This is a genomic window from Flavobacterium sp. GSA192, assembly GCF_006386525.1.
Lineage (GTDB): Bacteria > Bacteroidota > Bacteroidia > Flavobacteriales > Flavobacteriaceae > Flavobacterium > Flavobacterium commune.
In genome coordinates, this window is sequence record NZ_VAHC01000007.1 from 90,978 (window position 1) to 116,592 (window position 25,615).

Below are 25,615 nucleotides of genomic sequence, written 5' to 3' on the forward strand. Positions count from 1 at the left end.
ATTAGAAAACTAAAATTGCTTTTGTTGCGCTCGAATGCTAATACTACAACAAAGCCCAATGAACTTAAAAAAGACAATACTACTTTCACTCAAATGGATTTTAATCTGTGCTTTGATAGGTTTTTTTTCCGGTTCAGCTTCTGCTTTTTTTTTAATTGCCCTGGAATGGGTATCGCAGCTTAGAATACAAAACAGCTGGTTTATCTGGTTATTACCCATCGGTGGACTTTTTATTGGTTTACTTTATCATTATCATGGCAAAGACGTAGTTAAAGGAAACAATCTTTTATTAGAAGAATACGAAACTCCTAAAAAAGTGATTCCGCTAAAAATGGCTCCTTTTGTACTTATAGGAACACTTATCACCCATCTTTTTGGAGGTTCGGCAGGTCGTGAAGGAACAGCGGTACAAATGGGAGGTGCAATTGCCGACCAGTTTAGCCGTATATTCCATCTCGATGCAACCGACCGAAAAACACTTATTATTTTAGGAATCAGTGCCGGTTTTGCATCTGTTTTTGGAACTCCGCTTGCAGGTGCTATTTTTGCTCTGGAAGTGGTTTATTTTTGTAAAATCAGTGTAAAAAGTAGTATCCTCTCTTTTGTCGTTGCTTATTTTGCTTATTACACCGTAGAACTTTGGGCTGTTCATCACACACATTACAGCATTCCAATAATTCCCGAAATGAATCCGGAAAACTTACTTTGGATAATTCCATCCAGCATTTTATTTGGTTTTGCTGCCATGCTTTTCTCCAGAAGCACACATTTTTGGGGTGCTCTATTCTCAAAAAACATTGCCTATCCACCGTTGCGCCCTTTTGTCGGCGGAATCATCTTAGCATTAGCTTTTTATACTTTTAATGTATCACAGTTTATGGGATTAGGTGTTCCTTCCATTGTAGAAGCCTTCTCAAAACCGAATGAATATCAAGATTTTTTACTCAAAATTTTATTTACAGGATTTACTTTGGGAGCAGGATTTAAAGGCGGAGAAGTAACTCCATTATTTTTTGTAGGTGCGACTCTGGGAAGTGCTTTATCTGTTTTTATTCCGTTGCCAATAGCACTTTTGGCCGGAATGGGATTTGTTGCTGTATTTTCGGGTGCTACTCACACACCTATTGCCTGTACTATTATGGGAATCGAACTTTTTGGTATTGAAGCTACTATTTTCATTGGAATCTCTTGCTTTATTGCCTATCTGGCTTCGGGTTCAGTAGGCATTTATCATGCACAAACTGTAAAAGGAGTAAAAATCCGTTTGTATGAAAGATTTAAAAGACGTAAACTTGATGATTTATAAATTGTAAAAAGAAGTTAATTCTGAAATGTTTTCATAGTTTACACTAAAAAAATGTAAATTCGCAAACTATGAAAATACAAGACATACAAGCAATACAATCCTTACTGGCAACACCTAAAAAAGTTGCTATCATTCCGCATAGAAATCCTGACGGAGACGCTATGGGTTCAACCTTAGCCTTATATCATTTTTTAAGCAAAAACAATCACGAAGCTACGGTTATATCTCCAAACGATTTTCCTGATTTCTTAGCCTGGCTTCCCGGCTCTGAAATGGTTCGTGTTTTTGAAACAGACAAAGAAAATTGCACTCAAATATTAAAAGAAGCTGATCTAGTTTTCACCCTCGATTTCAATGCCTTTCATCGTGTAGGCGAAATGGAAAAAGTACTCGAAGTACTCGACACCACTTACATTATGATTGATCATCATCAAAAACCGGATGATTATGCTGCTTACACTTATTCAGACACTTCTTTTGGTTCTACCTGCGAAATGGTATATAATTTCATTTCTTTTTTAGGTCAAAAAGAACAAATTGACACAATAATAGGAACCTGTATTTATACAGGTATTTTAACCGATTCCGGTTCTTTTAAATTCCCTAATACTACAGGAAACACCCATAGAATTGTTGCCGAATTAATTGATTTAGGAGTAGAAAACACTAAAATCCCTAACCTGCTTTTTGACAATAGTTCCTACAGCCGATTACAGTTATTGGGCAGAGCTTTACAAAATTTAAAAGTATTGCCTGAACACAAGACTTCATATATCACACTAAGTCAGGACGAATTAAACAGTTTTAACTATGTAAAAGGAGATACCGAAGGAATTGTAAATTATGGATTAAGCATCAAAGGAATACAGTTTACGGCTATTTTTATCGAAAACAAAGACGAAAAAATCATTAAGATTTCTTTTCGTTCTCAAGGTGGTTTTGATGTAAATGAGTTTGCCAGAGAACATTTTAACGGAGGCGGACATCGCAATGCCGCCGGAGGAAAATCAGAACTTTCGATGGAAGAAACCATCGCAAAATTTGAAAAAATAGTTCATACCCTAACGCTGTAAACACTATGAGAACTATCCAATTTGTGATTTTAAGTTGCTTTTTATGCTTAGGTTTTACTGCCTGCAAAAAACAACAGGAAGCCCGACGTCCTATTTCGAGAGCTTCGGGAGTTTTTATGAAAAAATCAATCGAAAGAAATAAAAAACTGATTGCTTCAGAAGAAGATCAAATCAAAGCTTTGATGAAAAAAAATCCGAAGATTAGCTACATTGCTTCTTCTAAAGGTTATTGGTATTCTTATGAAATCAAAAACGAAATTGACTCCTTAACACCTAAAAAAGGCGACGTTGCTTTTTTTAACTATGAATTAAAAGACCTAAACGGAGCTGTTATCTATTCAGAAGTGGAGCTTAGACCTCAGGTATATCGAGTGGACAAACAGGACATCATGATGGGATTGAGGGACGGAATTAAATTGATGCGTAAAAACGAAAAAATAAATTTTTATTTTCCTTCTCATATTGCTTATGGTTATCACGGAGACAATAAAAAAATTGGTGTAAACCAACCTTTAATTTGTACTGTAACACTAAACGATTTCAAATCGGAGGCGGTTTACAAAAAAGAATTAGAACAAAACATCACCAATAATTTAGCTAAAACCGATAGTATAAAAAAGGCTAAAAAAGTAGTTTTAAAAACAAAACCAATAAGCAAAGACACCCTGGAAGAATAATTCTAAGATTCGTAAACTGCAAAAACAATAAATAAAATCATGAAAAAAAGCATTCTATTTGTGCTACTTCTTATCAGTTGTTTTTATTCTTGTAAAAATGAAAGCGATTATTTCGCAGATGGTTTGTATGCTAAAATTGAAACTAACAAAGGTATCATTTATTTAGAACTGGATTATAAAAAAGCTCCTATTACAGTAGCCAATTTTGTTACGCTGGCTGAGGGAAAAAACAATTTTGTAACTGTAGATTACGCTAAAGGACGTCCTTTTTATGATGGCATGAAGTTTTACCGTGTCATCAAAGGATTTGTAATTCAAACCGGAGATCCCGAAGGAACAGGAACAGGTAATTCCGGCTATAAATTTAAAGACGAATTTAACGATTATTTTTTTGACAAAGAAGGTGTTTTGGCTATGGCCAATAACGGCCCTAACACAAACAGCAGCCAATTTTTTATCACGCGTAACCCTACTCCCTGGCTCAACGGGAAGCACACTATTTTTGGTCATGTGATGGGCAATGGTATGGAGGTGGTCAATGATATTAATCAGGACGATGTTGTTAAATCAATCATTATTATTAGAAAAGGAGAAGCTGCTAAAAAATTCAATGCGGTAAAAATATTTGATGATTATTTTGTTATTGAATCTAAAAACCAAAAAGTACAAAAGGATATTGAAACCCAAAACGAGAAAAAGTATTACGAAAAATACGGGGAAATAATTACAGCTAAAACCAACTATTTTGAAGCCTTAAAAGAAAAAGCGACCAAAACCGTTTCGGGACTAAAATACATCATTACTCAAAAAGGAAGTGATACAAAACCGGTAAAAGGAACTACTGTTAACGTAAATTATGCCGTGTTTTCAGAATACGGAGAGCTTTTTGATACCACAATCGAAAGTGTAGCAAAAGATTTTGGAAAATTGAATTCGCAACGTGCTGCTCAAAACGCTTACCAGCCAATTCTTTTTCAGGCAGGAAAAAGAGATGGTATCATTCCCGGATTTACTGAAGGCATCGATAAAATGTCTTATGGAGACAAAGCCGTTTTATTTATCCCCTCGCATTTAGCCTATGGTGCCGGTGGTGCAGGTAGTGCAATTCCTCCGCACACCAATCTTATTTTTGAAATTGAATTAATTAAACCTCAATAATTTTTAAATACAACTATTAGAAAAACACAACCCAATGAAATTTAGAATATTATTTTTAGCATTCTTTGCTTTACTTACAGTTCAGGCACAGGAAACTTCTAAAAAAGCAGTTAAAAAAACAGCTGCTGTAAAAGAAGAAGGTATTTTTGCAACCATTAATACTACTAAAGGAGCCATTGTTTTACAATTAGAATTCGAAAAAACACCCGTTACCGTTGCCAATTTCATTAGCCTTGCACAAGGTAAAAACGAATTTGTAACCGACAGTAAACTGAAAGGCAAACCTTTTTTTGATGGTTTGAAATTTCACAGAGTAATTAGTGATTTCATGATTCAGGGGGGGGATCCACAAGGAACCGGTGCCGGAGGAACAGGTTATTCTTTTAAAGACGAATTTATCCCTGAGTTAAAATTTGACAAAGGAGGAATTCTAGCTATGGCCAATTCAGGTCCAAAAACCAATGGAAGTCAATTTTTTATCACTCACAAAGACACACCCTGGTTAAACGGGAAACACACTATTTTTGGACACGTTGTAGAAGGAATGGACGTGGTTAATAAAATTGCTCAGGACGATATAATCAAAAACATTATTATTATCCAAAAAGGAGCTTTGGCAAAAAAATTCAAAGCCGAAAAAGTATTTGCTAATTATTACAACAACAAAGCTGAAGAAGAAAGAAAAGAGGCAGAAGCCAAAGCAGCTGCCGAGAAAATTCAAAAAGAAAAAATAGCGGCTTTGATTACTGAAAAAGTAAACAACTTCAACAGTCAAAAAGCAACTGCAACAACTACTCCATCAGGATTAATGTATAAAATAACGCAAAAAGGATCAGGCGCAAAACCGGCTGCGGGAACCACTGTCTATTTTCATTACTCAGGATTTTTTGAAGACGGAAACTTATTTGACAGCAGCATAACAGAAGTAGCTAAAATCTACGACAAATACAACGAAATGCGATTCATGCAAGGAGGCTACAATCCTTTTCCTTTTGAAATAGGTAAAAAAGACGGTATGATTCCAGGTTTTATCGAAGCCATCAACTTACTCTCTTTTGGAGATAAAATGACTGCTTTTATTCCGGCTAAATTAGCTTATGGTGAAAGCGGTGCGGGCGGAGTAATTCCTCCAAATGCAACTTTAATTTTCGAATTGGAAATTTTTGACAAACAAGTCGAAACAAAATAAAAACAACAATTAGAAATCCGATTACAATTAAAGTAGTCGGATTTTTTTTAATCACCTTTGCAAATAAAAACACAATTTTTCTTACCTAAATAAAGTTATTTTCATATATTTGAAAAAATATTCTGAGTTTTTCAAAAAACCGCTATTAACCCTTGTTTTGGAACAATCTTGAAGAACTGCTGAAATAATAATTTTATAAGCTTATGTTTTATCAAGTAAATGAAATAATAGACATTAACCTGCAATTGCTATTTTCATCAAAAAACCAATCTTTGAAATTTTCAGAGTTCAAAGACAATAATGGAAAAAAATTAGGAAAAATAATGGAACTTTTCCATCTCATGGAAAAAGAAAACCTAATCACCATAGAAAACAATAAATGTTACATAACCGAATTTGGAAAAAATATTATTGAAAACGGTGGTTGGTTTGAACATTTGAAAAAAAAGGAAGAAACCGAAAAAAAGAGAACGGAAGAACTAAAAAAAAATCAGCATCTGCATAAAAAGACCAAAAAGAAAAAATCAGTTTTAATTGGCAAAAGCTCTTTCTTTTTCATTACTAATCATTTTAAAAATATTCTTAAAAAAAGAAAAACATGAGTATTCAAGATTTTTTTTCTCAAGAATGCGAGAAGCTATTCTTAATTCATAAAAAAAGTTTGATTGAAAAAACCTCATTTAATGAGAAGAAAAACAACTTAAATCCCGAAGATTATCCAAAATTTGATCGGGAGTTCAAACGCTTTCAAAGACAGCTAAGTTTGAATTTAACAAAACTGACAAAGAAAAATAAAAATACTAACGTAGAAGAAATTTTAGAGCCCATAGCTAATAAATATGCCAAATCTTTTTTAAACCTAGTCGATTTATCCAAAATTGAACTGGAAAAAAATCAGCATTAAAATTAGCAAAAAAAGCTATTTTCAACATACAAAAAACCCTTTCAATCCCAGAGGATGAAAGGGTTTTATTTTATATAATTATCTGTTTCTTATACCAATCACTAGGCAAACGAACGAGTTTTATTTTTGCCACGAATTACACAAATTGGTACAAATATTACTGATTTTTAAAATAAATTACACCAATTTGTGTTATTTCGTGGAATTCGTGGCTGTTTTTTTTTATTTAGTCCGCTTAGCGGACAGTTAAATTATTTTATATACTAAAAATTATTTCTTCCCAAACTTCCAGTCAAATTCATCTTTACTGTTGATAATGGCTCCTACCTCAACTTTTACCACTTCTTCAAACTCAGTTTGCAGTAACAACCAGTTTTCTTCATTAAAATAATTCTCAAAAGTATCAAATTCTTCCTGAGTGAATTTGGTAATGCTTTTTTGAGCTAAATCTTTCTTTACGTCTTTGACATTTCTACCAATTAATTTATTGCCAAATAATTCCAAATCGGCACTGGAAGCAACTACGTAACCAAACTTAAAATCTTCATCTTTATAAAAAGTCAAACGCATTTTGAATTTATTATACACAAAAATAACGTTATCATCTTCGTCTTTGTAATTTCTGTCCGGAGTTCCATAAACGGCAGTTACATCTTTTTGTTTCATACCGAAAATGAGTTTATCAATCCCGTTTTTAAGGTTTATTTTCATCATCTATAATTTTAGCGCAAAGTTCGCAAACTTTTTCACATCTCAGGCATTTTATCGGTTATAATCTTAAGGTTTTACTAAAAGCAAACAGCATAAGATAAATTTTCAGTAAATTTAATACATAGTGTTTTTTTTAATAAAAACAGTCTTTTAATTTTAAAAAAGCAAAAACAACCACCCAATCTAAAAAATTAGTTTTCGAAAAAAGTCATTCTCATGAACCTACCTTTCAAAGATAAAAAGTTTGTTTTTCTACTGCTATCTGTTAGTATTGTCATTGTTTTGGAAATATTATCACTTTTAGGAATTCATTTACCTATGCCTTATGCACCGTTTATTTTCTGTACTTTTATCATCTCTATTGGCTACAAAGTGATCCTCAACGGACTACAATCTCTTATAAAACTCAACTTTAGCAGCATTAATTTATTAATGACCATTGCTGTTATTGCCGCCTTATATTTAGGCGAATATCCAGAAGCTGCCGTTGTAATTGTACTTTATGTTTTAGGCGAACGTCTGGAAGACATTGGGCTGGAAAATTCTAAATCAGCATTAGACGAATTAATAAAAAGTGTCCCAAAAACAGCTTTTGTAAAAAAAGCCAATAAAGAAATCCCTATTGAGCAAATTGAAATAGGAACTGTTATCCAAATCAAAGCAGGAACTATTATTCCGCTGGATGGCAAAATCACTTTTGGTGAAAGCCTGATTGACGAATCGGCTATTACAGGAGAACCTATTGCTAAAGAAAAACAAGTGGGTGATACTGTTTTTGCAGGCACACTCAACACTAATGGTTTTATTGAAATAAAAACCTCAAAACTTTCGACAGATACAACTTTTGCAAAAATTATCCAACTTACTTTTGAAGCGGGAGCTGCTAAAAGTGAAACCCAAAAATTCATTCAACGCTTTTCAAAACTTTACACCCCTATCATTATTGGATTGGCTCTCTTGATTTTTGTTGTTCCTGTTTTTTTACTTCATCAGGATTTCAACCATTGGTTAAAACAAGCCATTACTTTACTGGTAATTGCCTGTCCCTGCGCTTTAGTTATTTCGACTCCGGTTGCTATTTATGCCGCTATAGGAAACGCTTCCGCAAAAGGTGCTCTGATAAAAGGAGGGAAATACATAGAGGCTCTGGCCGAAATCAAAGCGATTGCCGTAGATAAAACCCGAACCATTACTTATGGAACTCCAGTAGTTTCGGATGTTTTTCCCCTAATAGGAACCAGCCGAAAAGAATTGCTCTCTTGTGTTTCGGGTGCTGAACTATTCTCAGAACATCCACTGGCGCAAGCCATAATTACAGCAACCAGAGCAGAGGGTTTTGAACCACATACCGCCAAAGATTTCAAAAGTATTATTGGAAAAGGTGCAACGGCAAAATGCGAAGTTTGTCAAACTGATAGTGTACTGGTGGGCAAACTGGAATTTATTAGAGAATACCATGAAATATCTACCGAAGTGGAAGCAATCGAAGCACAATTAGCCACCGAAGGAAAAACGAGTGTGGTAATCAGTTTTGGGAAAGGTGTTGTGGGAATTATTGGTCTTACAGACAAAATTAAACCAGACAGTGCCGCAGCTATACAAGAATTACAGGAACAAAATATCGATGTAATTATGCTTACCGGCGACAGCGAAAAAGCAGCACATTTTGTTGCAAGACAAGTAGGCATTACAAAAGTATTTGGCGATTTACTCCCTGAAGAAAAAGCCGAAGAAATAAAAGCATTATTACAACAATATGACAAAGTTGCCATGGTAGGTGACGGAATTAACGACGCTCCTGCTCTGGCCATAAGCACTGTGGGAATTGCAATGGGAACAGCGGGAAGTGATACCGCCATAGAAACGGCAAATATTGCCTTGATGAACGATCAACTTTCATTAATTCCTTTTTTGATTCGGTTGAGCAAAAAAACCATGAAACAAATCAAAATGAATACACTTGGAGCTATTATAACTAAGTTTATTTTTGTTCTACTGGCTGTCTTTGGACTCAGCAATCTGGCCTTAGCTATAGCTGCCGATGTAGGCGTGACATTAATTGTTATTTTATTTAGCCTGAATCTAATGCGTTTTGAAAAATCAAAAGTTTAAAAGCACTTTTTTATTGTTTATTTACTAACTTAACTGTTGCATAAACATTTTTGTCTCCAACCAAAAACCAGAAAACCATGAATATCTCTTTCGAAAAAAAAATATTTATAGGATTTATAATCAATGTAATAGTGGTAATTGCAGCAGCATGGATTTTTTTAGCCCGAATCAATCCCGAACGCAATGCAATGACTGACAGTACGCTGGACGCAATAGAAATTGCTTTATTTATACTTTCTGTTATTTTATTGATTGTAGTGTATTTTATTATTAGAAATCAATTAAAAGCCAAAGAAGCAGCTCAAAAACTACTCGAAGAAAACAAACAATTGCTACAGTCCATTATTGATAATACATCCAATCCTATTGCTATAAAAAAATTAAATGGAGAATATCTATTAGTAAATAAAAATTTTGGCGAATTATTTGGCATAGCCAACGATAAAATTATAGGCAAAACCGATCATGATTTTCTCCCAAAAGAAATCGCTGAAACCTATCGAAATTCGGATTTGGAAGTAGCTAAGAAATTAGTCGAACTAAAATCCGAAGAAACCATTGAGCAAAAAGACGGAGTGCATACTTATATTGCGGTTAAATTCCCTTTGTATGACGATACGGGAAGAATTTACGCCATCGGAGGCATTTCTACTGATATTACCGAAAGAAAAAAACTGGAGGATTCCCTAAAAGCCACCGATGCTTTCTTTAATATGTCTTTCGATATTTTTACGGTTGCCAGAAACGATCATTTTATCAAAATTAATACTGCCTTTACCAATACTTTAGGCTACACACAAAAAGATATGGACGAAATAAAATTCATGGATCTTACCCATCCTGAAGATCGACCAACTTCAGATGAAGTATTAGCTCAAATATTAAAAGGCAACACCGTTGTGAGTTTTAAAAACAGAGTACGCCATAAAGACGGCACGTACCGATGGCTGGACTGGAATAGCAGTATTGATTTAAAAGAAGGAATCATCTATTCAGCAGCCAGAGATATTACCGAAAAAATAACACTTGAATTTGAACAGCAAAAAGCTGTTGAAGAACTCTATGAAAACGAAGAAAAATTACGCGTAATTGTAGAAAACATTGGTGAAGGTGTGATTGTGGCCAATGCCGATAAAAAAGTAGTACTGGCCAATTATATGGCCAACGATATTTTTGGAATTGAAGAAGATGATAAAATTTCAACGGATTTAACAACCCATTTTGAACTCTATTTCCCTGATGAAAAAACCATATTTCCCGCTCAAAATTTACCTATGGAACGTGCTTTTAACGGAGAAATAACCGATGATGTGGATTTAGTACTTTGGAATCCTGTTGCGCGTGAAAAAAGAAGAGTTTTAATAAGCGGACGTCCTTTAGTGGATCAGGACAACAATATTGTTGCCGCCGTTATTACCATTAAAGACATTAGCCAATACAAAAAAATGGAAGAAGAACTCGAAGAAACCGAAACCAAATACCGCAAACTTATTGGTTTCAAAAACGAAGTTAAAGATGACAAAGACAAAAAGAAACCTTTATAACTGTATAAAAAAAGCGTTAAGTTTTAAACCTTAACGCTTTTGCATTTTATTCTTCTTCCTCGTACATTTCGTCGTAACGGGCAGGAATTTGCGGATCATAAAGCGGACATTTGAATTCTTCCATGATATCTACTAATTTATCCATGGTTTTTCCAGATGTCCCATAACAATCTATTTCAACTGTTTGAGATGTAGTTTTTACCTGAAAAGCTCCTATTCCATCCTTATTTTTCCAACTGTTCTCATCTACTCTTTCCCAATTAGAAAATACCGAAGCAATTCGGTTGATAATAACCGCAACAGGAAGTTCTTCTAAACCCTCGATAGTTTCTTGCTCATCGATAGCTTCATAAACCTCTTGATGGTTTAAATAAACACCTTCTAAATAATTCCAAAAAAGTAATTCGTACATCTTTTTATTTTTTAGCCCCGATAGTAGCGACATCCTTTATCTTCTTTCTTTAAAAAGATAAAGATATAGCGGATAGCGGGATTAGCTGCTAGCTATATTAATATTCGAAAGTACCGTATTCGCTGGAAATAGTCAATTTCTTAGTATCAGCAGCTTCAACGCGACCTACAATTTGCGCATTAACATTGAACGATTTTGAAATAGCAATAATATCCTGTGCAACGGCTTCAGGAACATAAATTTCCATACGATGTCCACAGTTGAAAACCTGATACATTTCTTTCCAATCCGTTTTTGATTGTTCCTGAATTAACTTGAACAATGGAGGAACTGCGAATAAATTGTCTTTTATAATATGTAAATTATCTACAAAATGTAAAATCTTAGTTTGTGCTCCACCACTACAGTGAACCATTCCGTGAATTTCATTCGAAGAATATTGATCTAAAATTTTCTTGATAATGGGCGCATAAGTACGTGTTGGCGAAAGCACTAATTGTCCGGCATCAATTGGCGAATTTTCTACTGCATCAGTCAATTGTACCTGACCTGAATAAATTAATTCTGATGGAACAGCAGCATCGTAACTTTCCGGATATTTTGTTGCCAAATATTTCCCGAAAACATCATGACGCGCCGATGTCAACCCATTACTTCCCATTCCGCCATTATAGCTTTTTTCATAAGAAGCCTGACCGAAAGATTCCAATCCAACGATTACATCACCTGCCTGGATATTAGCATTGTCAATTACCTTAGAACGTTTCATGCGAGCCGTAACGGTAGAATCCACAATAATTGTACGAACGATATCACCCACATCGGCAGTTTCTCCACCAGTAGAATGAATACTAACTCCAAAAGAAGCCAACTCTTGAATTAATTCTTCAGTTCCGTTGATAATTGCCGAAATTACTTCGGCTGGAATTAGATTTTTATTTCTTCCAATTGTTGAAGAAAGTAAAATATTATCCGTTGCTCCTACACATAATAAATCGTCAATATTCATGATTAACGCATCCTGAGCAATGCCTTTCCAAACCGAAATATCCCCTGTTTCTTTCCAATACATGTAAGCCAATGAGGATTTAGTTCCCGCTCCATCGGCATGCATGATAAGACAATAATCATCGTCTTGGGTTAGATAATCAGGGACAATTTTACAAAATGCCTGAGGAAATAATCCTTTATCTATATTTTTTATAGCATTGTGTACATCTTCTTTGGATGCCGAAACACCACGTTGCGCATATCTTTTTGAAGTATCTGAACTCATGAATTGTAATTGTGTAAGCTGCAATGGAGCAACTTGGTTTTGCGGCAAAGATAATTATTTTTTTGGGTTTATCCCGTCCCATTCTTCTAAGCGTTTTCTAAAATCTGCAATCATCAATCAAAATCCCATTTTATTTCACTAAATTTAATATAGAATACTAATAACCAATTCAATAACAATAAAAAAGCAGATTTAAAAACACAATACAAGGTGGAAACCAGCGACCACGATAAAAAACGGGGCAATTCCGAAAAGCCAAAAGAGTAGGAAACTAAATTTTTACAAGATGCCAAAATATGTAATTGAAAGAGACTTACCAGATGCAGGCAAACTTAACGCAGAACAGCTAAAAGGTATTTCAAAAACTTCCTGCGAGGTATTAAACAAAATGGGACCTGATATTCAATGGGTAAACAGTTTTGTAACAACAGACAAAATCTATTGTGTTTATATTGCTCAGAATGAAGAAATGATTCGCGAGCATGCCAAACTAGGCGGATTTCCAGTAAATTCAGTAAGCAAAGTATCCACAATTATTGACCCAACGACTTCTGAATGAATCACATCACCAATGAAATTAGTTTCGTCAAAAAAACAAATTTTAACAACAACTTAGAAAACTAAAAAATGCCTATCCAAAACGAATAGGCATTTTCTACAACAAACAATATCTTAATTATTTAGTAAACAATAACTCTCTGTATTTAGTTAGTGTCCATAATTCATTATCAACTAACAACTCTAATTTATCACAGTGGTTTCTAATGATTTCAAAATACGGTTTTACTTTATTACAATAAGCTTCAGCTGTTTTTTGAGCATTATTCAAAGCATTCGCATTTTTTCTTTCATTACGCATCTCCTCAACTTTAGCATTGATACCTTCGATATGAGTAGAAATCTCTTTTATCAAACCAATTTGCTCTTTAGCAATTGATTCAAATTCTTTTCCAAAAATATCTTTCAAGCCTTTTACATTTTCAATCAAAGTATTTTGATAACGAATAGCTGTTGGGATAACATGATTTTTCGAAATATCTCCTAAAACCCTACTTTCAATTTGGATTTTCTTAGTGTATTCTTCTAATTCAATTTCGTAGCGTGCTTCCACTTCCACATGATTCATAATTCCTAATTCAGAAAACAAATCAAGTGCTTGTTTTGATGCTCTAGCTTTTAGGGCTTCAGGTGTTGTTTTAAAATTACTCAATCCTCTTTTCTTAGCTTCTTTTTCCCAGGCCTCGCTATAACCGTCACCTTCAAAAAGAATATCTTTTGAAACCTTGATATACTCTCTCAAAACATTAAAAATAGCATCATCTTTTTTCATTGCTTTTGAATCAATCAAAGCATCAACTTCCACTTTAAAATCTCTCAATTGCTTAGCAACAATGGTATTTAAAGTAGTCATTGCATTCGAACAATTTGCTGAAGAACCTACCGCTCTAAACTCAAATTTATTTCCTGTAAAAGCAAAAGGTGATGTTCTGTTTCTATCGGTATTATCTAAAATTACCTCTGGAATTTTCCCTACTACGTTTAATTTTAAATCGGTTTTTTCTTCTGGAGATAATTTTCCTGTGGTTACACTTTCTAATTCAGCCAAAACTCTAGTCAGTTGTTCTCCAATAAATACCGAAATGATTGCAGGCGGCGCTTCATTAGCTCCTAAACGATGGTCATTGCTAGCCGTTGCAATCGAAGCACGCAACAATTCTTCATAATCATTTACCGCTTTGATGGTATTAATAAAGAAAGTCAAGAACTGCAAATTACTCATTGGAGTTTTACTAGGACTCAATAGATTCACTCCAGTGTCAGTTGCCAATGACCAGTTGTTGTGTTTCCCGGAACCATTTACACCTTTAAAAGGTTTTTCATGCAACAACACTTTAAAATCATGACGTTCGGCTACTTTTTGCATAATATCCATCAAAAGACAGTTATGATCCACAGCCAGATTTGTTTCTTCGAAAATTGGTGCTAACTCAAATTGATTTGGCGCAACTTCATTATGACGCGTTTTAACCGGAATTCCAAGCAACATACATTCTTGTTCCAAATCACGCATATAAGTCAAAGCACGAGTAGGAATAGATCCGAAATAATGATCATCTAATTGTTGACCTTTTGCCGATGTATGCCCTAACAACGTTCTTCCAGTCATCATCAAATCAGGGCGAGAATGCGCCAAAGCCTTATCTACCAGGAAATATTCTTGTTCCCAACCTAAGGTTGCTGTAACTTTTTTGACATTCTTATCAAAATAACGACAAACTTCAGTAGCCGCTTCATCCATAACAGCCAAAGCTCTTAATAAAGGAATTTTGTTATCTAATGCTTCTCCTGTATAAGAAATAAAAACGGTAGGAATACATAAGGTAGTACCATATATAAATGCTGGAGAAGTTGGATCCCAAGCCGTGTATCCTCGGGCTTCAAAAGTATTCCTGATTCCTCCGTTTGGAAAACTGGAAGCATCCGGTTCTTGTTGAACTAATTGTGCTCCCCCAAATTTCTCTACCGGATCACTACCATCAAAAGAAGTTTCAAAAAAAGCGTCATGTTTCTCAGCTGTTGTTCCTGTTAGAGGCTGAAACCAGTGTGTATAATGAGTAACTCCTTTAGCCAAAGCCCACTCTTTCATACCCATCGCGATATAATCAGCCAATTTTCTGTCTATTTTTGTTCCATGTTCAATAGCTCCTTGTACAGCTTTAAAAGCATCTGAAGTCAAATATTGCTTCATTGCCTTTTCGTTAAAAACATTTGTTCCAAAAATGCTTGATTTTCTATTGGTTTCTTCAAAATGAACCGCTTTTCTATTAGAAGCCTCTCTTAATGCTTGAAAACGTATTGTTGACATTTTTAAAGTATTTATTAAACTGTTAATAATCAATTTTATAATTAAAAAACACAAAGATAAAGAATCTAACACTAAAATCAGCCCGCTAACCCATTATCAAATTGCTTTTTATTTAGCTTCAAAATTGCTATTTTTTAAATATACCCCCCATCAAAATATAGTAATCTAAAAAATAACATCCATTTAAACAAAAGACACCCCAAGGTTTTCAGCACTAAAAAAAATATTCTATATTTGCACCTCAGTTAAAATCAAGAAAATTAATTTATATTATTATGGCAAAAATAAAGTTAGAGTACCTTTGGTTAGATGGTTACGAACCAACTCAAAATCTTAGAAGTAAAACAAAAGTTGAAGAACACGAAAACTTTCAAGGAACTTTAGAAGAAATAGGAAACTGGTCTTTTGACGGTTCTTCTACAAAACAAGCTGAAGGTGGTTCATCTGATTGTCTATTAGTACCAGTTGCTATCTATCCAGATCCAGAGCGTATTAACGGATGGTTAGTAATGTGTGAGGTTATGAATGCTGATGGAACTCCACATCCTTCTAACGGAAGAGCTACTATTGATGATGACAATGATGATTTCTGGTTTGGTTTCGAACAAGAGTACTTCATCATGGATACTAAAACTTTATTACCATTAGGTTTCCCTGTAGGTGGATACCCTGCTCCACAAGGAATGTACTACTGTTCAGTAGGTGGAAAAAACACTCACGGAAGAAAATTAGTTGAAGAGCACGCTAACTTATGTATTGATGCTGGAATCAACTTTGAAGGAATCAACCAAGAGGTTGCTTGTGGACAATGGGAATTCCAATTATTCGCTAAAGGAGCTAAAAAAGCAGGTGATGAAATCTGGGTTGCTCGTTACTTATTAGATCGTTTGACTGAGAAATATGGTTACTATATTGAATACCATCCAAAACCACTAGGAGATACTGACTGGAATGGTTCTGGTATGCACGCTAACTTCTCTAACGAAGTATTAAGAACATGTGGTTCTCAAGAAACTTACGAGAGAATTTGTGAGGCTTTCCGTCCAGTAACTAAAGAGCATATTGCTGTTTACGGAGCTTACAATGAGCAACGTTTAACTGGTAAACACGAAACTGCTTCTATCAACGACTTCTCTTATGGAGTATCTGACAGAGGATGTTCTATCCGTATTCCTTTGATGACTGTTCAAAAAGGATGGAAAGGATGGCTAGAAGACAGAAGACCAGCTTCTAACGGTGATCCATACAAAATTGCTGCAAGAATTATCAAAACAGTTAAATCTGCTTTGTAATTTTTATATACAATTCAAAAGTGCTTTCAGAAATGGAAGCACTTTTTTTTTATATTAAAAGTAAGACACAAACAACTATCTTTGCAAAAACACAAAAACAATTATCATGATAGTTTGGATTTGCTTCATAAGTGCTATTTTATTATTCCTGGCTTTAGATTTGGGAATTTTCAACAAAACGCCTCACGAAATCAGCTCGAAAGAAGCCGGAAAATGGACCGGAATTTGGGTTTCATTGTCTTTCCTTTTTTCAACTGTAGTTTACTGGTTGTATAGTAACAACTACGTAGCAAACCCTGATCAGCTAAAACCTATGGCTGCTACAATAAAGTATATCACAGGTTATCTTATCGAACTTTCATTAAGTATTGATAATATTTTTGTAATTGCTATTATCTTTTCTTCTTTTAGAATTCCAAAAAAATACCAACACCGTGTTTTATTTTGGGGAATCATTGGAGCCATTGCATTTAGAGGACTCATGATTTATTTTGGAGTAATGATTATCAATAAATTCGCCTGGACAACTTATTTATTTGGAGCCTTTTTGATTTACACAGCCATCAAAATGCTAATTACAAAAGAAGACCACGAATACGACCCTCACAATTCTGTAATATACAAATACTTAAAAAAACTAACCCCTATTACTACAAAAATAGACGGCGAACATTTTTTTATAAAAATCAACAATACCAATACCGCAACCCCATTATTTGTAGCCTTGATTCTTATTGAGGTTATGGACATTATCTTTGCCTTAGATAGCGTACCGGCTATTTTAGCCATTACCTCCGATCCGTTTCTGGTATTTAGTTCGAATATTTTTGCCATTTTAGGACTGCGTTCCATGTATTTCTTTTTAGCCAATATGCTGGAAAAATTCAGCTATCTGGAATACAGTTTGATTGCCATTTTAAGTTTTGTAGGATTCAAAATGATTTTCCACAAATTTGTCAATCTGCCGGAATGGGCTTCTTTAGCTTTTATCGCAGTGGCGCTACTCTCAGGAATTATTGTCTCAATACAAAAAGACAAACGAAACAAAAAAGCATAAAAAAAAGGAAATCGAGAGATTTCCTTTTTTTATTTTTTCATAAAATATTAATTCAGCTCTTTAACATTACTATCATCAATATTATATTTCTTGATAACAGCATTATAATCAGAATAATCTTCTTTAACATTATTAGCAAATTTCGCCGTTCCAGAAGGAGAACCTGGCACAATAACAATTCTAAAAGTTTGATTATTTAAATATTCCGGAGTCAGTGCTAAATTATAGGTTGCTCGCGCATAAATTATAAAATGTCCAACACTAAAATCAAAATCATAATCGACTTCTCCATTAGAGTTATAAATTGTTCTTGGTATTTGTTCCCAAATAGGTGAATTTGTACCACTTATCGATCCAACTTTTCTATAAATTAAAATAACATCCTCATTAAAGAGTACAGGATTTAATTCTTCATAAATATTATACCCATCTTCAGAATTAAAACCAAAATTCACATTGGTTAATTGAAAGACTTCACTAATAGTATCATTGTCTGGCTGAAAGTTATCATCCGAAGTAGTACAACTGGAAACAGCTAAAAAGCTAACAAAGGCAAAAAGTGTTATTATTTTTTTCATGACTATAAATTTTTAAATGGTTAAGGTTTGTAATCTAGTATTCATTAATTGTGCCAAAATTTATTTTTCGATGAAATTTTTCTTTTCCTGCCTGCCGAAAGACACAATCCATGCAATTCACAACAGTACTACCAACAAAAAAGCACCCGCTATCAAACGGGTGCTTTAATTAAAATTAAGATTTATTTATTTTTTTATTTAGCTGCAGATATCACATCATGAGTCGTAGAACCCTGACTAGTTGTTAATCTTATATAGAAAACCTGTTGTTGTTCGCTATTAAAATTATAATCTAATGTAATTACTGTACCATTAGAACATTGTGCTTGTGATTTAGTATAAACCATTTGGTTTTTACTATCGAACACCTCAATGGTCGCATCAGAAGTATAATCAAAAGTACATTGAATAGACAACTGACCATCAACCGGAACCGGATAAGCTACAAAACCTGCCAAATCAGCCTGCATTAATGACATTGTAGTTATTGTTTCAATAACCGGACAATCTAATGGCTCAATACCATAACCAACAGGTATTCTACATTCGTCAAAAGCGTTATTGATTTTATCAACCACATCTGCAATAGCACTTAGTGAAACACCATTGGTATCTCCTCCACCCAGAGCTTGATTTGCCAAAGCATACAATCCCTGAACAGTAGCATTACCTCCTAAAGCAGTTACAATATTAGCTGGAATACTGTAGAACTCATACTCATTATTTGTTGTTCCATCAGGATTACAAGAACGTATTTTTGGAGTATCAGATCCACAACCTCCTTCTGAAGCTGCTGTTGCAAAAGTTCCAGCTTGTAATTCAAAATCACCAAGTTGTCCATTTATACCTAAGTTCAAACCTAAAACAATAGTTTGAGCTAATAAAGTATTATTGATATTTCCATCTTTCAATAAACTTTGAGGCAAATTACTTATTGAATGCAATCCATTATTAGGACCGGTAGGAAGTGCTTTACTCATACCTCCGCCTGGCAACACCGCTATGATAGCATCAATATCAGTCATATTATTCATGATTGAAACATGACGCACATCTTTTATACCAACATACATAGCACCTCCATAAGAAGCCAAGGCTTTTTCAATAAGTGCTTTGGTTGTATAACTTGCAAATCCACCTAGTCCATCAGGAGCACAAGACATACCTCCAATGTTTCCATAGTATCCTTGGGTATAAGTACATAATGCATCTGAACAAATTTGTACTGATACCATTGCTGCATCTGTTGAAGTACATCCATTAGCCGGATTAGTAACAGTTAAAGTATAAGTACCGGCGGCATTTACTGTTGGAGTAGCTGTATCAACACCTGAAACTATGTTTCCACCGTTGCTGGCAACCCAGGCAAATGTTGCCCCTTGAGTTGTAGAAGACCCTAAAAGCATTACAGAAGAAGTACCACATAATATCAAACCGTCTGAACCAGCATTAGCATTTGGCAACTCTTTATTCACAGTAACGGTTACTTCATCAGTATCACTACAACCTGAAGCGGTGTGTGTTTTAGTTACTGTATAAGTAGTAGTTACAGATGGATTTACAGATGGGTTAGCTAAAGAAGAACTAAAGCCGGCTGGAATAGAAGTCCAGGAATAAGTATAACCCGCGGCTGAAGCTTCTCCAATTGACCCACCACTTGTATTAGCAATACAACTTATGGTAAAATCAGTTCCGGCATTGGCTAACACATCTGGTTTATTTACAGTAACAGTTACTTCATCAGTATCACTACAACCTGAAGCAGTATGTGTTTTAGTTACTGTATAAGTAGTAGTTACAGATGGATTGACAGATGGATTAGATAAAGAAGAACTAAAACCGGCTGGCATAGAAGTCCAGGAATAAGTATAACCCGCGGCTGAAGCTTCTCCAATGGTACCGCCATTTGCATTTGTGGTACAGGTTTTAGTAAAGTCATCTCCCGCAACTGCTACAACTGTTGGTTTATTTACTGTAACAGTCACCTCATCAGTATCACTACAACCTGAAGCGGTGTGTGTTTTAGTTACTGTATAAGTAGTAGTTACAGATGGATTTACAGATGGATTAGCTAAAGAAGAACTAAAGCCGGCTGGAATAGAAGTCCAGGAATAAGTATAACCCGCAGCTGAAGCTTCTCCAATTGATCCACCACTTGTATTAGCAATACAACTTATGGTAAAATCAGTTCCGGCATTGGCTAACACATCTGGTTTATCTACAGTAACAGTTACTTCATCAGTATCACTACAACCTGAAGCAGTATGTGTTTTAGTTACTGTATAAGTAGTAGTTACAGATGGATTTACAGATGGATTAGATAAAGAAGAACTAAAGCCGGCTGGCATAGAAGACCAGGAATAAGTATAACCCGCAGCTGAAGCTTCTCCAATGGTACCGCCATTTGCATTTGTGGTACAGGTTTTAGTAAAGTCATCTCCCGCAACTGCTACAACTGTTGGTTTATTTACTGTCACATCCACACTATCAGTAGCACTACAAACCGTACCTGTCTTAGTTTTTGTCACAGTATAAGTAGTACTAACCAATGGATTGGCAATAGGATTAGCAATATTAGGATCACTTAAACCTGTAGTTGGTGACCAAGAATAGGTAAATCCTGCTTCTGGAGCTTCTCCAATTTCTTTACCATTTGGATTAGTAATACAAGTCATCGCAAAGTCTGCTCCAGCATTAGCTATTGGAATTAAATTCAAATTCAACTGAATTGGAGCCCCGGGAAAATCTTTTAACTCTGACTGAGCAGAATTCCCTGAAGATCGGGTTCTAATAAATAGTGTACTAATATTAAAACACGGATCATTAGGACTGGTATTTTTAAATACTTCTGTTAAATTGATAGCTCCTTCTGCCCATTGATTAGGAGCATAAGTACCCGGAGTAACACCATAAGCATCAAAAGGAACTGTAGTGGTCACACTGTTGTTGGTACAAAAAACATTTCCGGGAAAAGTAGTATTAGGAACTACAACATATTCAAATCCGCTTCCTACAGCTTTCCAAACTCTAATTACAACAGTAGCGTCACCACCACCCTGAGTAAACTCTATGGTAATCAACACATCTCCTACTGTACGACCTCCTTGGGTACCCAAAGTAGAAAACGCACCACTACCTCCGGTAATAGGCGCTATACCAGTATTAGGATCTACAGGTCCAAATGTTGCACCAGTTATAGTTAAAGGTTTTTGTAAAAACTCAAAATCAATATAGCTACTTCCGTTAGTAACCTGACGATCACCTGCAAAAAGACACCATAAATCAGTTGGATTTCCGAATCTGTTCGTTCCGTTAACAAATGTTAATCCATCAATACTTTCTCCTCCTTCTACAGAAGCACTACCATAAGAAAAATGAGCTCCAGCATTTTGAATCTCATTTTTATTAGGAGAAGAACCGGCTCCCCAGGTATAAGTATTAGGATTGTCATTTATCTTATTGGACGAAGTAAATATAGTAAGATCATCTACATAGCGATCTTGTAGAAAAAAAGTAAACCCAGGATAAAGAAGAGAACCATTAGAAAAGTCAAGAACACCATTGTTCGTAATATCCAGTGGGTAATCAGGATTACCAAATTGCCTGTCAAACAAATCCCCTACATTTTGATAAATAGTATTAATAGGTTCATGTGCCCAGGCATCTCCGTCAACACCTGAACCACTAATAGGATACTGTACCGGCACGATTCCCTTGATATTTTGTGCATTGACCGTATAAGCCATCATTAAAATTACAAACAAGAGCATTGACCGCACTACTGACTGATGCCACATAGCCTGCCAAAATCTTGACAAATAATCTACATTAAAAAATTTAAGAATACTGTTTTTCGTTAAAAGGCAAGTCGCTAATTTGCGCGTTAAGACATCGAAAAACTTCGAAATTGTATTATTTTCCATGACATAAAGTATTTTTATTTCATAAATTACTTAGGTAGGAAACTAAAATTTGGGGAAAACGTATCGAAAAAAAGAATTGCAAAAACACCCGCATAGCCAGAAGCCATGAAGTAAATCATCAAACAAAGGATAAGTGAATATCCCCTTATTAACCAATAACTATCATAGAAATAGTTTCCAGTGATTAAAAAAAGGTTAAAAGCAACTGTTTTCAGAATGTGGGGGGTAGAAAACTTGTAATAAACACCTTCGCAGAAAACCACGAAGCCATCAATCAATTAACGGAATAACTAAAAGAATGACAAATTCAATCTTTTAGTATTAACCAATAACCATTTTTAAAAAAATATTCAAAAATCAAAAAGGTTAAAAAGCAGTTGTTTTCAGAATGTGGGGGTAGAAAACTTGTAACAAACACCTTCGCAGAAAAACGCAAAGCCATCAATCAATTAACGGAATAACTAAAAGAATGAAAAATTCAATCTTTTGATATTAACCAACAATGCCAATAAAATTATTCTAAAAATTAACGCATCCAGTAGGTTAAAAATAAGTTTGGGGTAACTTAAAAAAATAGTTTTTTTTCGAAATAAAACTAAAGAAACAACAAAATAAAATGGTCTGAATTTTATTTTGTCTTTCAAAGTTAATTTTTAATAAAAGACCTAAATGTTAACAAAACCTTAAAATAGATTATCCGCTTTTTTTAATCGACAAAATGCAAAAATCCAGACTAAAAAATAAAAAAAACCGAATAACTATAATAAAAAAACTATTAAAAAAAACAGCTAAACAACTGTGAATGAGACACAAAAAAAAGCCAAAATAAAACAAATCTATTTTGGCTTTTTTTATAATTAAAAACGAAATACTATTTCAAACTCAACAAACTTTGTTCAAGAGTTTCAATCTTAGCTAAAGCGTCAGCTTCTTTTTGTCGCTCATTAGCAATTACTTTCTCAGGAGCTCCAGCCACAAATTTCTCATTAGATAATTTAGCCTGTACTGATTTCAAAAATCCTTTGATATACACCAACTCGGCATTCAATTTTTCAATTTCTTCTTCGATATTGATATTTCCGGTAATCGGGATAAAATATTCATTTGATTTCACACGGAAAGACAAGGCTGAATCTACTTTTTCAGAAACATATTCTAAATCACTAACATTTCCTAACTTAGTAATCACTGCATCAAAATAAGTTGTCACTTTATCATTATTCATCACCTTCAATTCGATAATATCTTTAAAAGGAATGTTTTTGTCTTTACGAATTGTTCTGATTCCGGAAATCACTTCGGCTGCAAAATCAAAATTCTGAATTAATTTGGAATCAAAAGCTTTCATTTCTGGCCAGGTTGAAACAATCAAAGCTTCTTCCGGAGTTCTTTCGGCAATATGATGCCAAATTTCCTCTGTCAAAAACGGCATGAATGGATGTAACAATTTCAGGTTATTCTCCAACATTTCGATTGCTTTATCAAACGTAGCTTTATCAATTGGCTGTTGGTAAGCTGGTTTAATCATCTCAAGGAACCAGGAACAGAAATCATCCCAAACCAGTTTGTAAATTCCCATCAAAGCATCAGAAATTCTGTATTTCTCAAAATTATCTTCGATTTCAACTAAGGTTTGCTGTAACTTGGCTTCATACCATTCGATAGCTACTTTTGATGATTCCGGCTGAGGAATAGTTTCTGAAACTTCCCAACCTTTAATCAATTTGAAAGCATTCCAAATTTTATTCGAAAATCCTTTTCCTTGATTACACAATTCTTCATCAAACATAATGTCATTTCCTGCCGAAGCACTCAACAACAATCCTACACGAACACCATCAGCACCAAACTTCTCAATTAAATCTAAAGGGTCAGGTGAATTCCCTAATGATTTAGACATCTTACGACGTTGTTTGTCACGAACCAAACCTGTCAAATATACATTCGTAAACGGTTTTTCACCAGCATATTCGTAACCTGCAATAATCATTCTGGCAACCCAGAAAAACAAAATATCCGGACCTGTCACCAAGTCGTTTGTTGGATAATAATATTTATAATCCGAACTTTCCGGATCCATGATTCCTCCAAAAACGGACATTGGCCATAACCAAGAAGAAAACCAGGTATCTAAGGCATCTACATCTTGTTTCAGATCAGAAGTTTGAAGTTGTGAGTTCGAAGTTTTTTCTTTGGCTAATGCCAAAGCTTCTTCGATAGTTTCAGCAACTACAAAATCTTCTTTTCCGTCTCCATAATAATAGGCCGGAATTTGTTGTCCCCACCATAATTGACGAGAAATATTCCAATCGCGAATGTTGTTTAACCAATGCGCATAAGTATTATTAAAACGAGCCGGATGCAATTTAATATCACCATCTTCTAAAACCGATTTGATTGCCGGTTTTACCAAATCTTCCATTTTCAAAAACCATTGATCAGATAATCTTGGTTCGATTACGGCTTTAGTTCTTTCAGAAGTCCCTACTTTATTCAAATGGATTTCGGTCTTCGCCAAAGCACCATTTTCTTCTAATTCTTTTGCAATTTCAGTACGAACCACAAAACGATCTTTTCCCTGATAATGCAATCCAAAACTATTTAAAGTAGCATCTTCATTAAAAATATCAACGATTTCAAGGTTGTGTTTTTCTCCTAAGGTTTTATCATTCATATCATGCGCAGGAGTCACTTTCAAACATCCTGTACCGAATTCAACATCTACATATTCATCTTCGATAATTGGAATTACACGACCACAAATAGGAACAATGGCTTTTTTACCCTTCAAATGTGTAAAACGCTCATCATTTGGGTTGATACAAATAGCTGTATCCCCAAAAATAGTTTCAGGACGCGTTGTAGCAACTGTCAAAAATTCCTCAGAACCTTCGATTTTATATTTTAAGAAAAATAATTTTCCTTGTTGTTCTTCATAAATAACTTCTTCGTCAGACAAAGTCGTTTTAGCTTCCGGATCCCAGTTTACCATACGGTAACCACGATAAATCAGCCCTTTGTTGTATAAATCTACAAACGATTTAATTACAGATGCTGACATATCAGGATCCATGGTGAATTTAGTACGTTCCCAATCACAAGAAGCTCCTAACTTTTTAAGCTGTTCTAGAATTGTTCCACCATACTTGTCAGTCCATTCCCAGGCATGCTTCAAAAATTCCTCACGAGTTAAATCGTTTTTATTGATTCCTTCGGCTTTCAATTTAGCAACAACCTTAGCTTCGGTAGCAATAGAAGCGTGATCGGTTCCCGGCACCCAGCAAGCATTAAATCCTTTCAAACGTGCTCTACGAATTAAAACATCCTGAATGGTATTATTCAACATGTGCCCCATGTGCAAAACTCCGGTAACATTAGGTGGAGGAATTACAATGGTATAAGGTGTTCTGTGGTCGGGTTCTGAATGAAAATAGTTGTTCTTCATCCAGTAATCATACCATTTATTCTCAATCGTTTTAGCGTCAAATTGTGCAGGAATAGCCATAAAAAGTAAGCTTTAAAAACCAAAATAGCCTT

General features: G+C 34.7%; 19 protein-coding genes. 12 read left to right on the forward strand and 7 right to left on the reverse strand.

Annotated elements, in window-relative coordinates; all coding sequences use genetic code 11:
* Positions 1 to 58: 58 nt before the first annotated feature.
* The 7 genes from FDM27_RS14375 to FDM27_RS14405 all read left to right on the forward strand — a co-directional run bounded on the left by FDM27_RS14375 (position 59) and on the right by FDM27_RS14405 (position 6,307).
* The gene (locus FDM27_RS14375) at positions 59 to 1,306 is read left to right on the forward strand and encodes a voltage-gated chloride channel family protein (RefSeq protein WP_140487523.1); all 1,248 of its coding nucleotides are present in this window, start codon (positions 59 to 61) and stop codon (positions 1,304 to 1,306) included.
* A 68-nt stretch (positions 1,307 to 1,374) separates the two neighbouring features.
* Complete coding sequence (locus FDM27_RS14380) at positions 1,375 to 2,379, forward strand: DHH family phosphoesterase (protein ID WP_140487525.1); 1,005 nt, start codon at positions 1,375 to 1,377, stop codon at positions 2,377 to 2,379.
* 5 nt (positions 2,380 to 2,384) lie between these two features.
* The gene (gene gldI / locus FDM27_RS14385) at positions 2,385 to 3,056 is read left to right on the forward strand and encodes a gliding motility-associated peptidyl-prolyl isomerase GldI (protein WP_140487527.1); all 672 of its coding nucleotides are present in this window, start codon (positions 2,385 to 2,387) and stop codon (positions 3,054 to 3,056) included.
* Between the two features lie 39 nt (positions 3,057 to 3,095).
* Positions 3,096 to 4,214 carry a peptidylprolyl isomerase gene (locus tag FDM27_RS14390; protein WP_140487529.1) on the forward strand — a complete coding sequence of 373 codons (1,119 nt, stop codon included), beginning with the start codon at positions 3,096 to 3,098 and terminating at the stop codon, positions 4,212 to 4,214.
* A 34-nt stretch (positions 4,215 to 4,248) separates the two neighbouring features.
* Positions 4,249 to 5,403: a peptidylprolyl isomerase gene (locus FDM27_RS14395; RefSeq protein ID WP_071183721.1), complete on the forward strand. Its 1,155-nt coding sequence runs from the start codon at positions 4,249 to 4,251 to the stop codon at positions 5,401 to 5,403.
* 272 nt (positions 5,404 to 5,675) lie between these two features.
* Complete coding sequence (locus FDM27_RS14400) at positions 5,676 to 6,005, forward strand: hypothetical protein (protein ID WP_140487531.1); 330 nt, start codon at positions 5,676 to 5,678, stop codon at positions 6,003 to 6,005.
* Positions 6,002 to 6,307, forward strand: a complete 306-nt coding sequence (locus FDM27_RS14405) for a hypothetical protein (RefSeq protein ID WP_071183723.1) — start codon at positions 6,002 to 6,004, stop codon at positions 6,305 to 6,307. The genes FDM27_RS14400 and FDM27_RS14405 overlap by 4 nt, the downstream gene beginning before the upstream one ends.
* 270 nt (positions 6,308 to 6,577) lie before the next feature.
* On the opposite strand, the gene FDM27_RS14410 is transcribed toward FDM27_RS14405, so the two are convergent.
* On the reverse strand, positions 6,578 to 7,018 hold the full coding sequence (locus tag FDM27_RS14410) for a hypothetical protein (protein ID WP_071186095.1): 441 nt from the start codon (positions 7,016 to 7,018) through the stop codon (positions 6,578 to 6,580).
* Positions 7,019 to 7,234: 216 nt separating this feature from the next.
* Between FDM27_RS14410 and FDM27_RS14415 the strand changes: the two genes are divergently transcribed.
* Positions 7,235 to 9,130, forward strand: coding sequence for a heavy metal translocating P-type ATPase (locus FDM27_RS14415; protein ID WP_140487533.1), 1,896 nt, complete (start codon positions 7,235 to 7,237; stop codon positions 9,128 to 9,130).
* A 77-nt stretch (positions 9,131 to 9,207) separates the two neighbouring features.
* A complete protein-coding gene (locus tag FDM27_RS14420) occupies positions 9,208 to 10,674 on the forward strand; it encodes a PAS domain S-box protein (RefSeq protein WP_140487535.1) in 1,467 nt (488 codons plus the stop codon).
* A gap of 46 nt (positions 10,675 to 10,720) precedes the next feature.
* Here the strand turns inward: FDM27_RS14420 and FDM27_RS14425 are convergent, their stop codons facing one another.
* Positions 10,721 to 11,086 (reverse strand): hypothetical protein, encoded by a 366-nt coding sequence (locus FDM27_RS14425; protein ID WP_140487537.1) that lies wholly within the window; start codon positions 11,084 to 11,086, stop codon positions 10,721 to 10,723.
* A gap of 97 nt (positions 11,087 to 11,183) precedes the next feature.
* On the reverse strand, positions 11,184 to 12,362 hold the full coding sequence (locus FDM27_RS14430; protein ID WP_140487812.1) for an AIR synthase related protein: 1,179 nt from the start codon (positions 12,360 to 12,362) through the stop codon (positions 11,184 to 11,186).
* A gap of 286 nt (positions 12,363 to 12,648) precedes the next feature.
* Between FDM27_RS14430 and FDM27_RS14435 the strand changes: the two genes are divergently transcribed.
* Entirely contained in the window at positions 12,649 to 12,921 is a 273-nt protein-coding gene (locus FDM27_RS14435; RefSeq protein WP_071183728.1) for a DUF4242 domain-containing protein, read from the forward strand.
* Between the two features lie 117 nt (positions 12,922 to 13,038).
* Here FDM27_RS14435 and FDM27_RS14440 read toward each other — a convergent pair whose 3' ends face one another.
* Positions 13,039 to 15,228 (reverse strand): glutamine synthetase III, encoded by a 2,190-nt coding sequence (locus FDM27_RS14440; RefSeq protein WP_140487539.1) that lies wholly within the window; start codon positions 15,226 to 15,228, stop codon positions 13,039 to 13,041.
* A 275-nt stretch (positions 15,229 to 15,503) separates the two neighbouring features.
* Between FDM27_RS14440 and FDM27_RS14445 the strand changes: the two genes are divergently transcribed.
* Both FDM27_RS14445 and FDM27_RS14450 read left to right on the forward strand, forming a co-directional pair.
* Complete coding sequence (locus FDM27_RS14445) at positions 15,504 to 16,520, forward strand: glutamine synthetase beta-grasp domain-containing protein (protein ID WP_071183729.1); 1,017 nt, start codon at positions 15,504 to 15,506, stop codon at positions 16,518 to 16,520.
* A 106-nt stretch (positions 16,521 to 16,626) separates the two neighbouring features.
* Positions 16,627 to 17,577, forward strand: coding sequence for a TerC family protein (locus tag FDM27_RS14450; RefSeq protein ID WP_071183730.1), 951 nt, complete (start codon positions 16,627 to 16,629; stop codon positions 17,575 to 17,577).
* Between the two features lie 47 nt (positions 17,578 to 17,624).
* Here the strand turns inward: FDM27_RS14450 and FDM27_RS14455 are convergent, their stop codons facing one another.
* From FDM27_RS14455 to FDM27_RS14465, 3 genes are all read right to left on the reverse strand, one after another.
* A complete protein-coding gene (locus FDM27_RS14455) occupies positions 17,625 to 18,155 on the reverse strand; it encodes a hypothetical protein (protein ID WP_071183731.1) in 531 nt (176 codons plus the stop codon).
* Between the two features lie 194 nt (positions 18,156 to 18,349).
* A complete protein-coding gene (locus tag FDM27_RS14460; RefSeq protein ID WP_140487541.1) occupies positions 18,350 to 22,078 on the reverse strand; it encodes a hypothetical protein in 3,729 nt (1,242 codons plus the stop codon).
* 871 nt (positions 22,079 to 22,949) lie between these two features.
* Positions 22,950 to 25,583 (reverse strand): valine--tRNA ligase, encoded by a 2,634-nt coding sequence (locus tag FDM27_RS14465; protein WP_140487543.1) that lies wholly within the window; start codon positions 25,581 to 25,583, stop codon positions 22,950 to 22,952.
* Positions 25,584 to 25,615: the final 32 nt, after the last annotated feature.

Bases quoted from the DNA above. Each gene is read 5' to 3' on its own strand.
- FDM27_RS14375 (WP_140487523.1), top strand. From the start codon at position 59: ATGAACTTAAAAAAGACAATACTACTTTCACTCAAATGGATTTTAATC.
- FDM27_RS14380 (WP_140487525.1), top strand. From the start codon at position 1,375: ATGAAAATACAAGACATACAAGCAATACAATCCTTACTGGCAACACCT.
- gldI (WP_140487527.1), top strand. From the start codon at position 2,385: ATGAGAACTATCCAATTTGTGATTTTAAGTTGCTTTTTATGCTTAGGT.
- FDM27_RS14390 (WP_140487529.1), top strand. From the start codon at position 3,096: ATGAAAAAAAGCATTCTATTTGTGCTACTTCTTATCAGTTGTTTTTAT.
- FDM27_RS14395 (WP_071183721.1), top strand. From the start codon at position 4,249: ATGAAATTTAGAATATTATTTTTAGCATTCTTTGCTTTACTTACAGTT.
- FDM27_RS14405 (WP_071183723.1), top strand. From the start codon at position 6,002: ATGAGTATTCAAGATTTTTTTTCTCAAGAATGCGAGAAGCTATTCTTA.
- FDM27_RS14410 (WP_071186095.1), bottom strand. From the start codon at position 7,018: ATGAAAATAAACCTTAAAAACGGGATTGATAAACTCATTTTCGGTATG.
- FDM27_RS14415 (WP_140487533.1), top strand. From the start codon at position 7,235: ATGAACCTACCTTTCAAAGATAAAAAGTTTGTTTTTCTACTGCTATCT.
- FDM27_RS14420 (WP_140487535.1), top strand. From the start codon at position 9,208: ATGAATATCTCTTTCGAAAAAAAAATATTTATAGGATTTATAATCAAT.
- FDM27_RS14425 (WP_140487537.1), bottom strand. From the start codon at position 11,086: ATGTACGAATTACTTTTTTGGAATTATTTAGAAGGTGTTTATTTAAAC.
- FDM27_RS14430 (WP_140487812.1), bottom strand. From the start codon at position 12,362: ATGAGTTCAGATACTTCAAAAAGATATGCGCAACGTGGTGTTTCGGCA.
- FDM27_RS14435 (WP_071183728.1), top strand. From the start codon at position 12,649: ATGCCAAAATATGTAATTGAAAGAGACTTACCAGATGCAGGCAAACTT.
- FDM27_RS14440 (WP_140487539.1), bottom strand. From the start codon at position 15,228: ATGTCAACAATACGTTTTCAAGCATTAAGAGAGGCTTCTAATAGAAAA.
- FDM27_RS14445 (WP_071183729.1), top strand. From the start codon at position 15,504: ATGGCAAAAATAAAGTTAGAGTACCTTTGGTTAGATGGTTACGAACCA.
- FDM27_RS14450 (WP_071183730.1), top strand. From the start codon at position 16,627: ATGATAGTTTGGATTTGCTTCATAAGTGCTATTTTATTATTCCTGGCT.
- FDM27_RS14455 (WP_071183731.1), bottom strand. From the start codon at position 18,155: ATGAAAAAAATAATAACACTTTTTGCCTTTGTTAGCTTTTTAGCTGTT.
- FDM27_RS14460 (WP_140487541.1), bottom strand. From the start codon at position 22,078: ATGGAAAATAATACAATTTCGAAGTTTTTCGATGTCTTAACGCGCAAA.
- FDM27_RS14465 (WP_140487543.1), bottom strand. From the start codon at position 25,583: ATGGCTATTCCTGCACAATTTGACGCTAAAACGATTGAGAATAAATGG.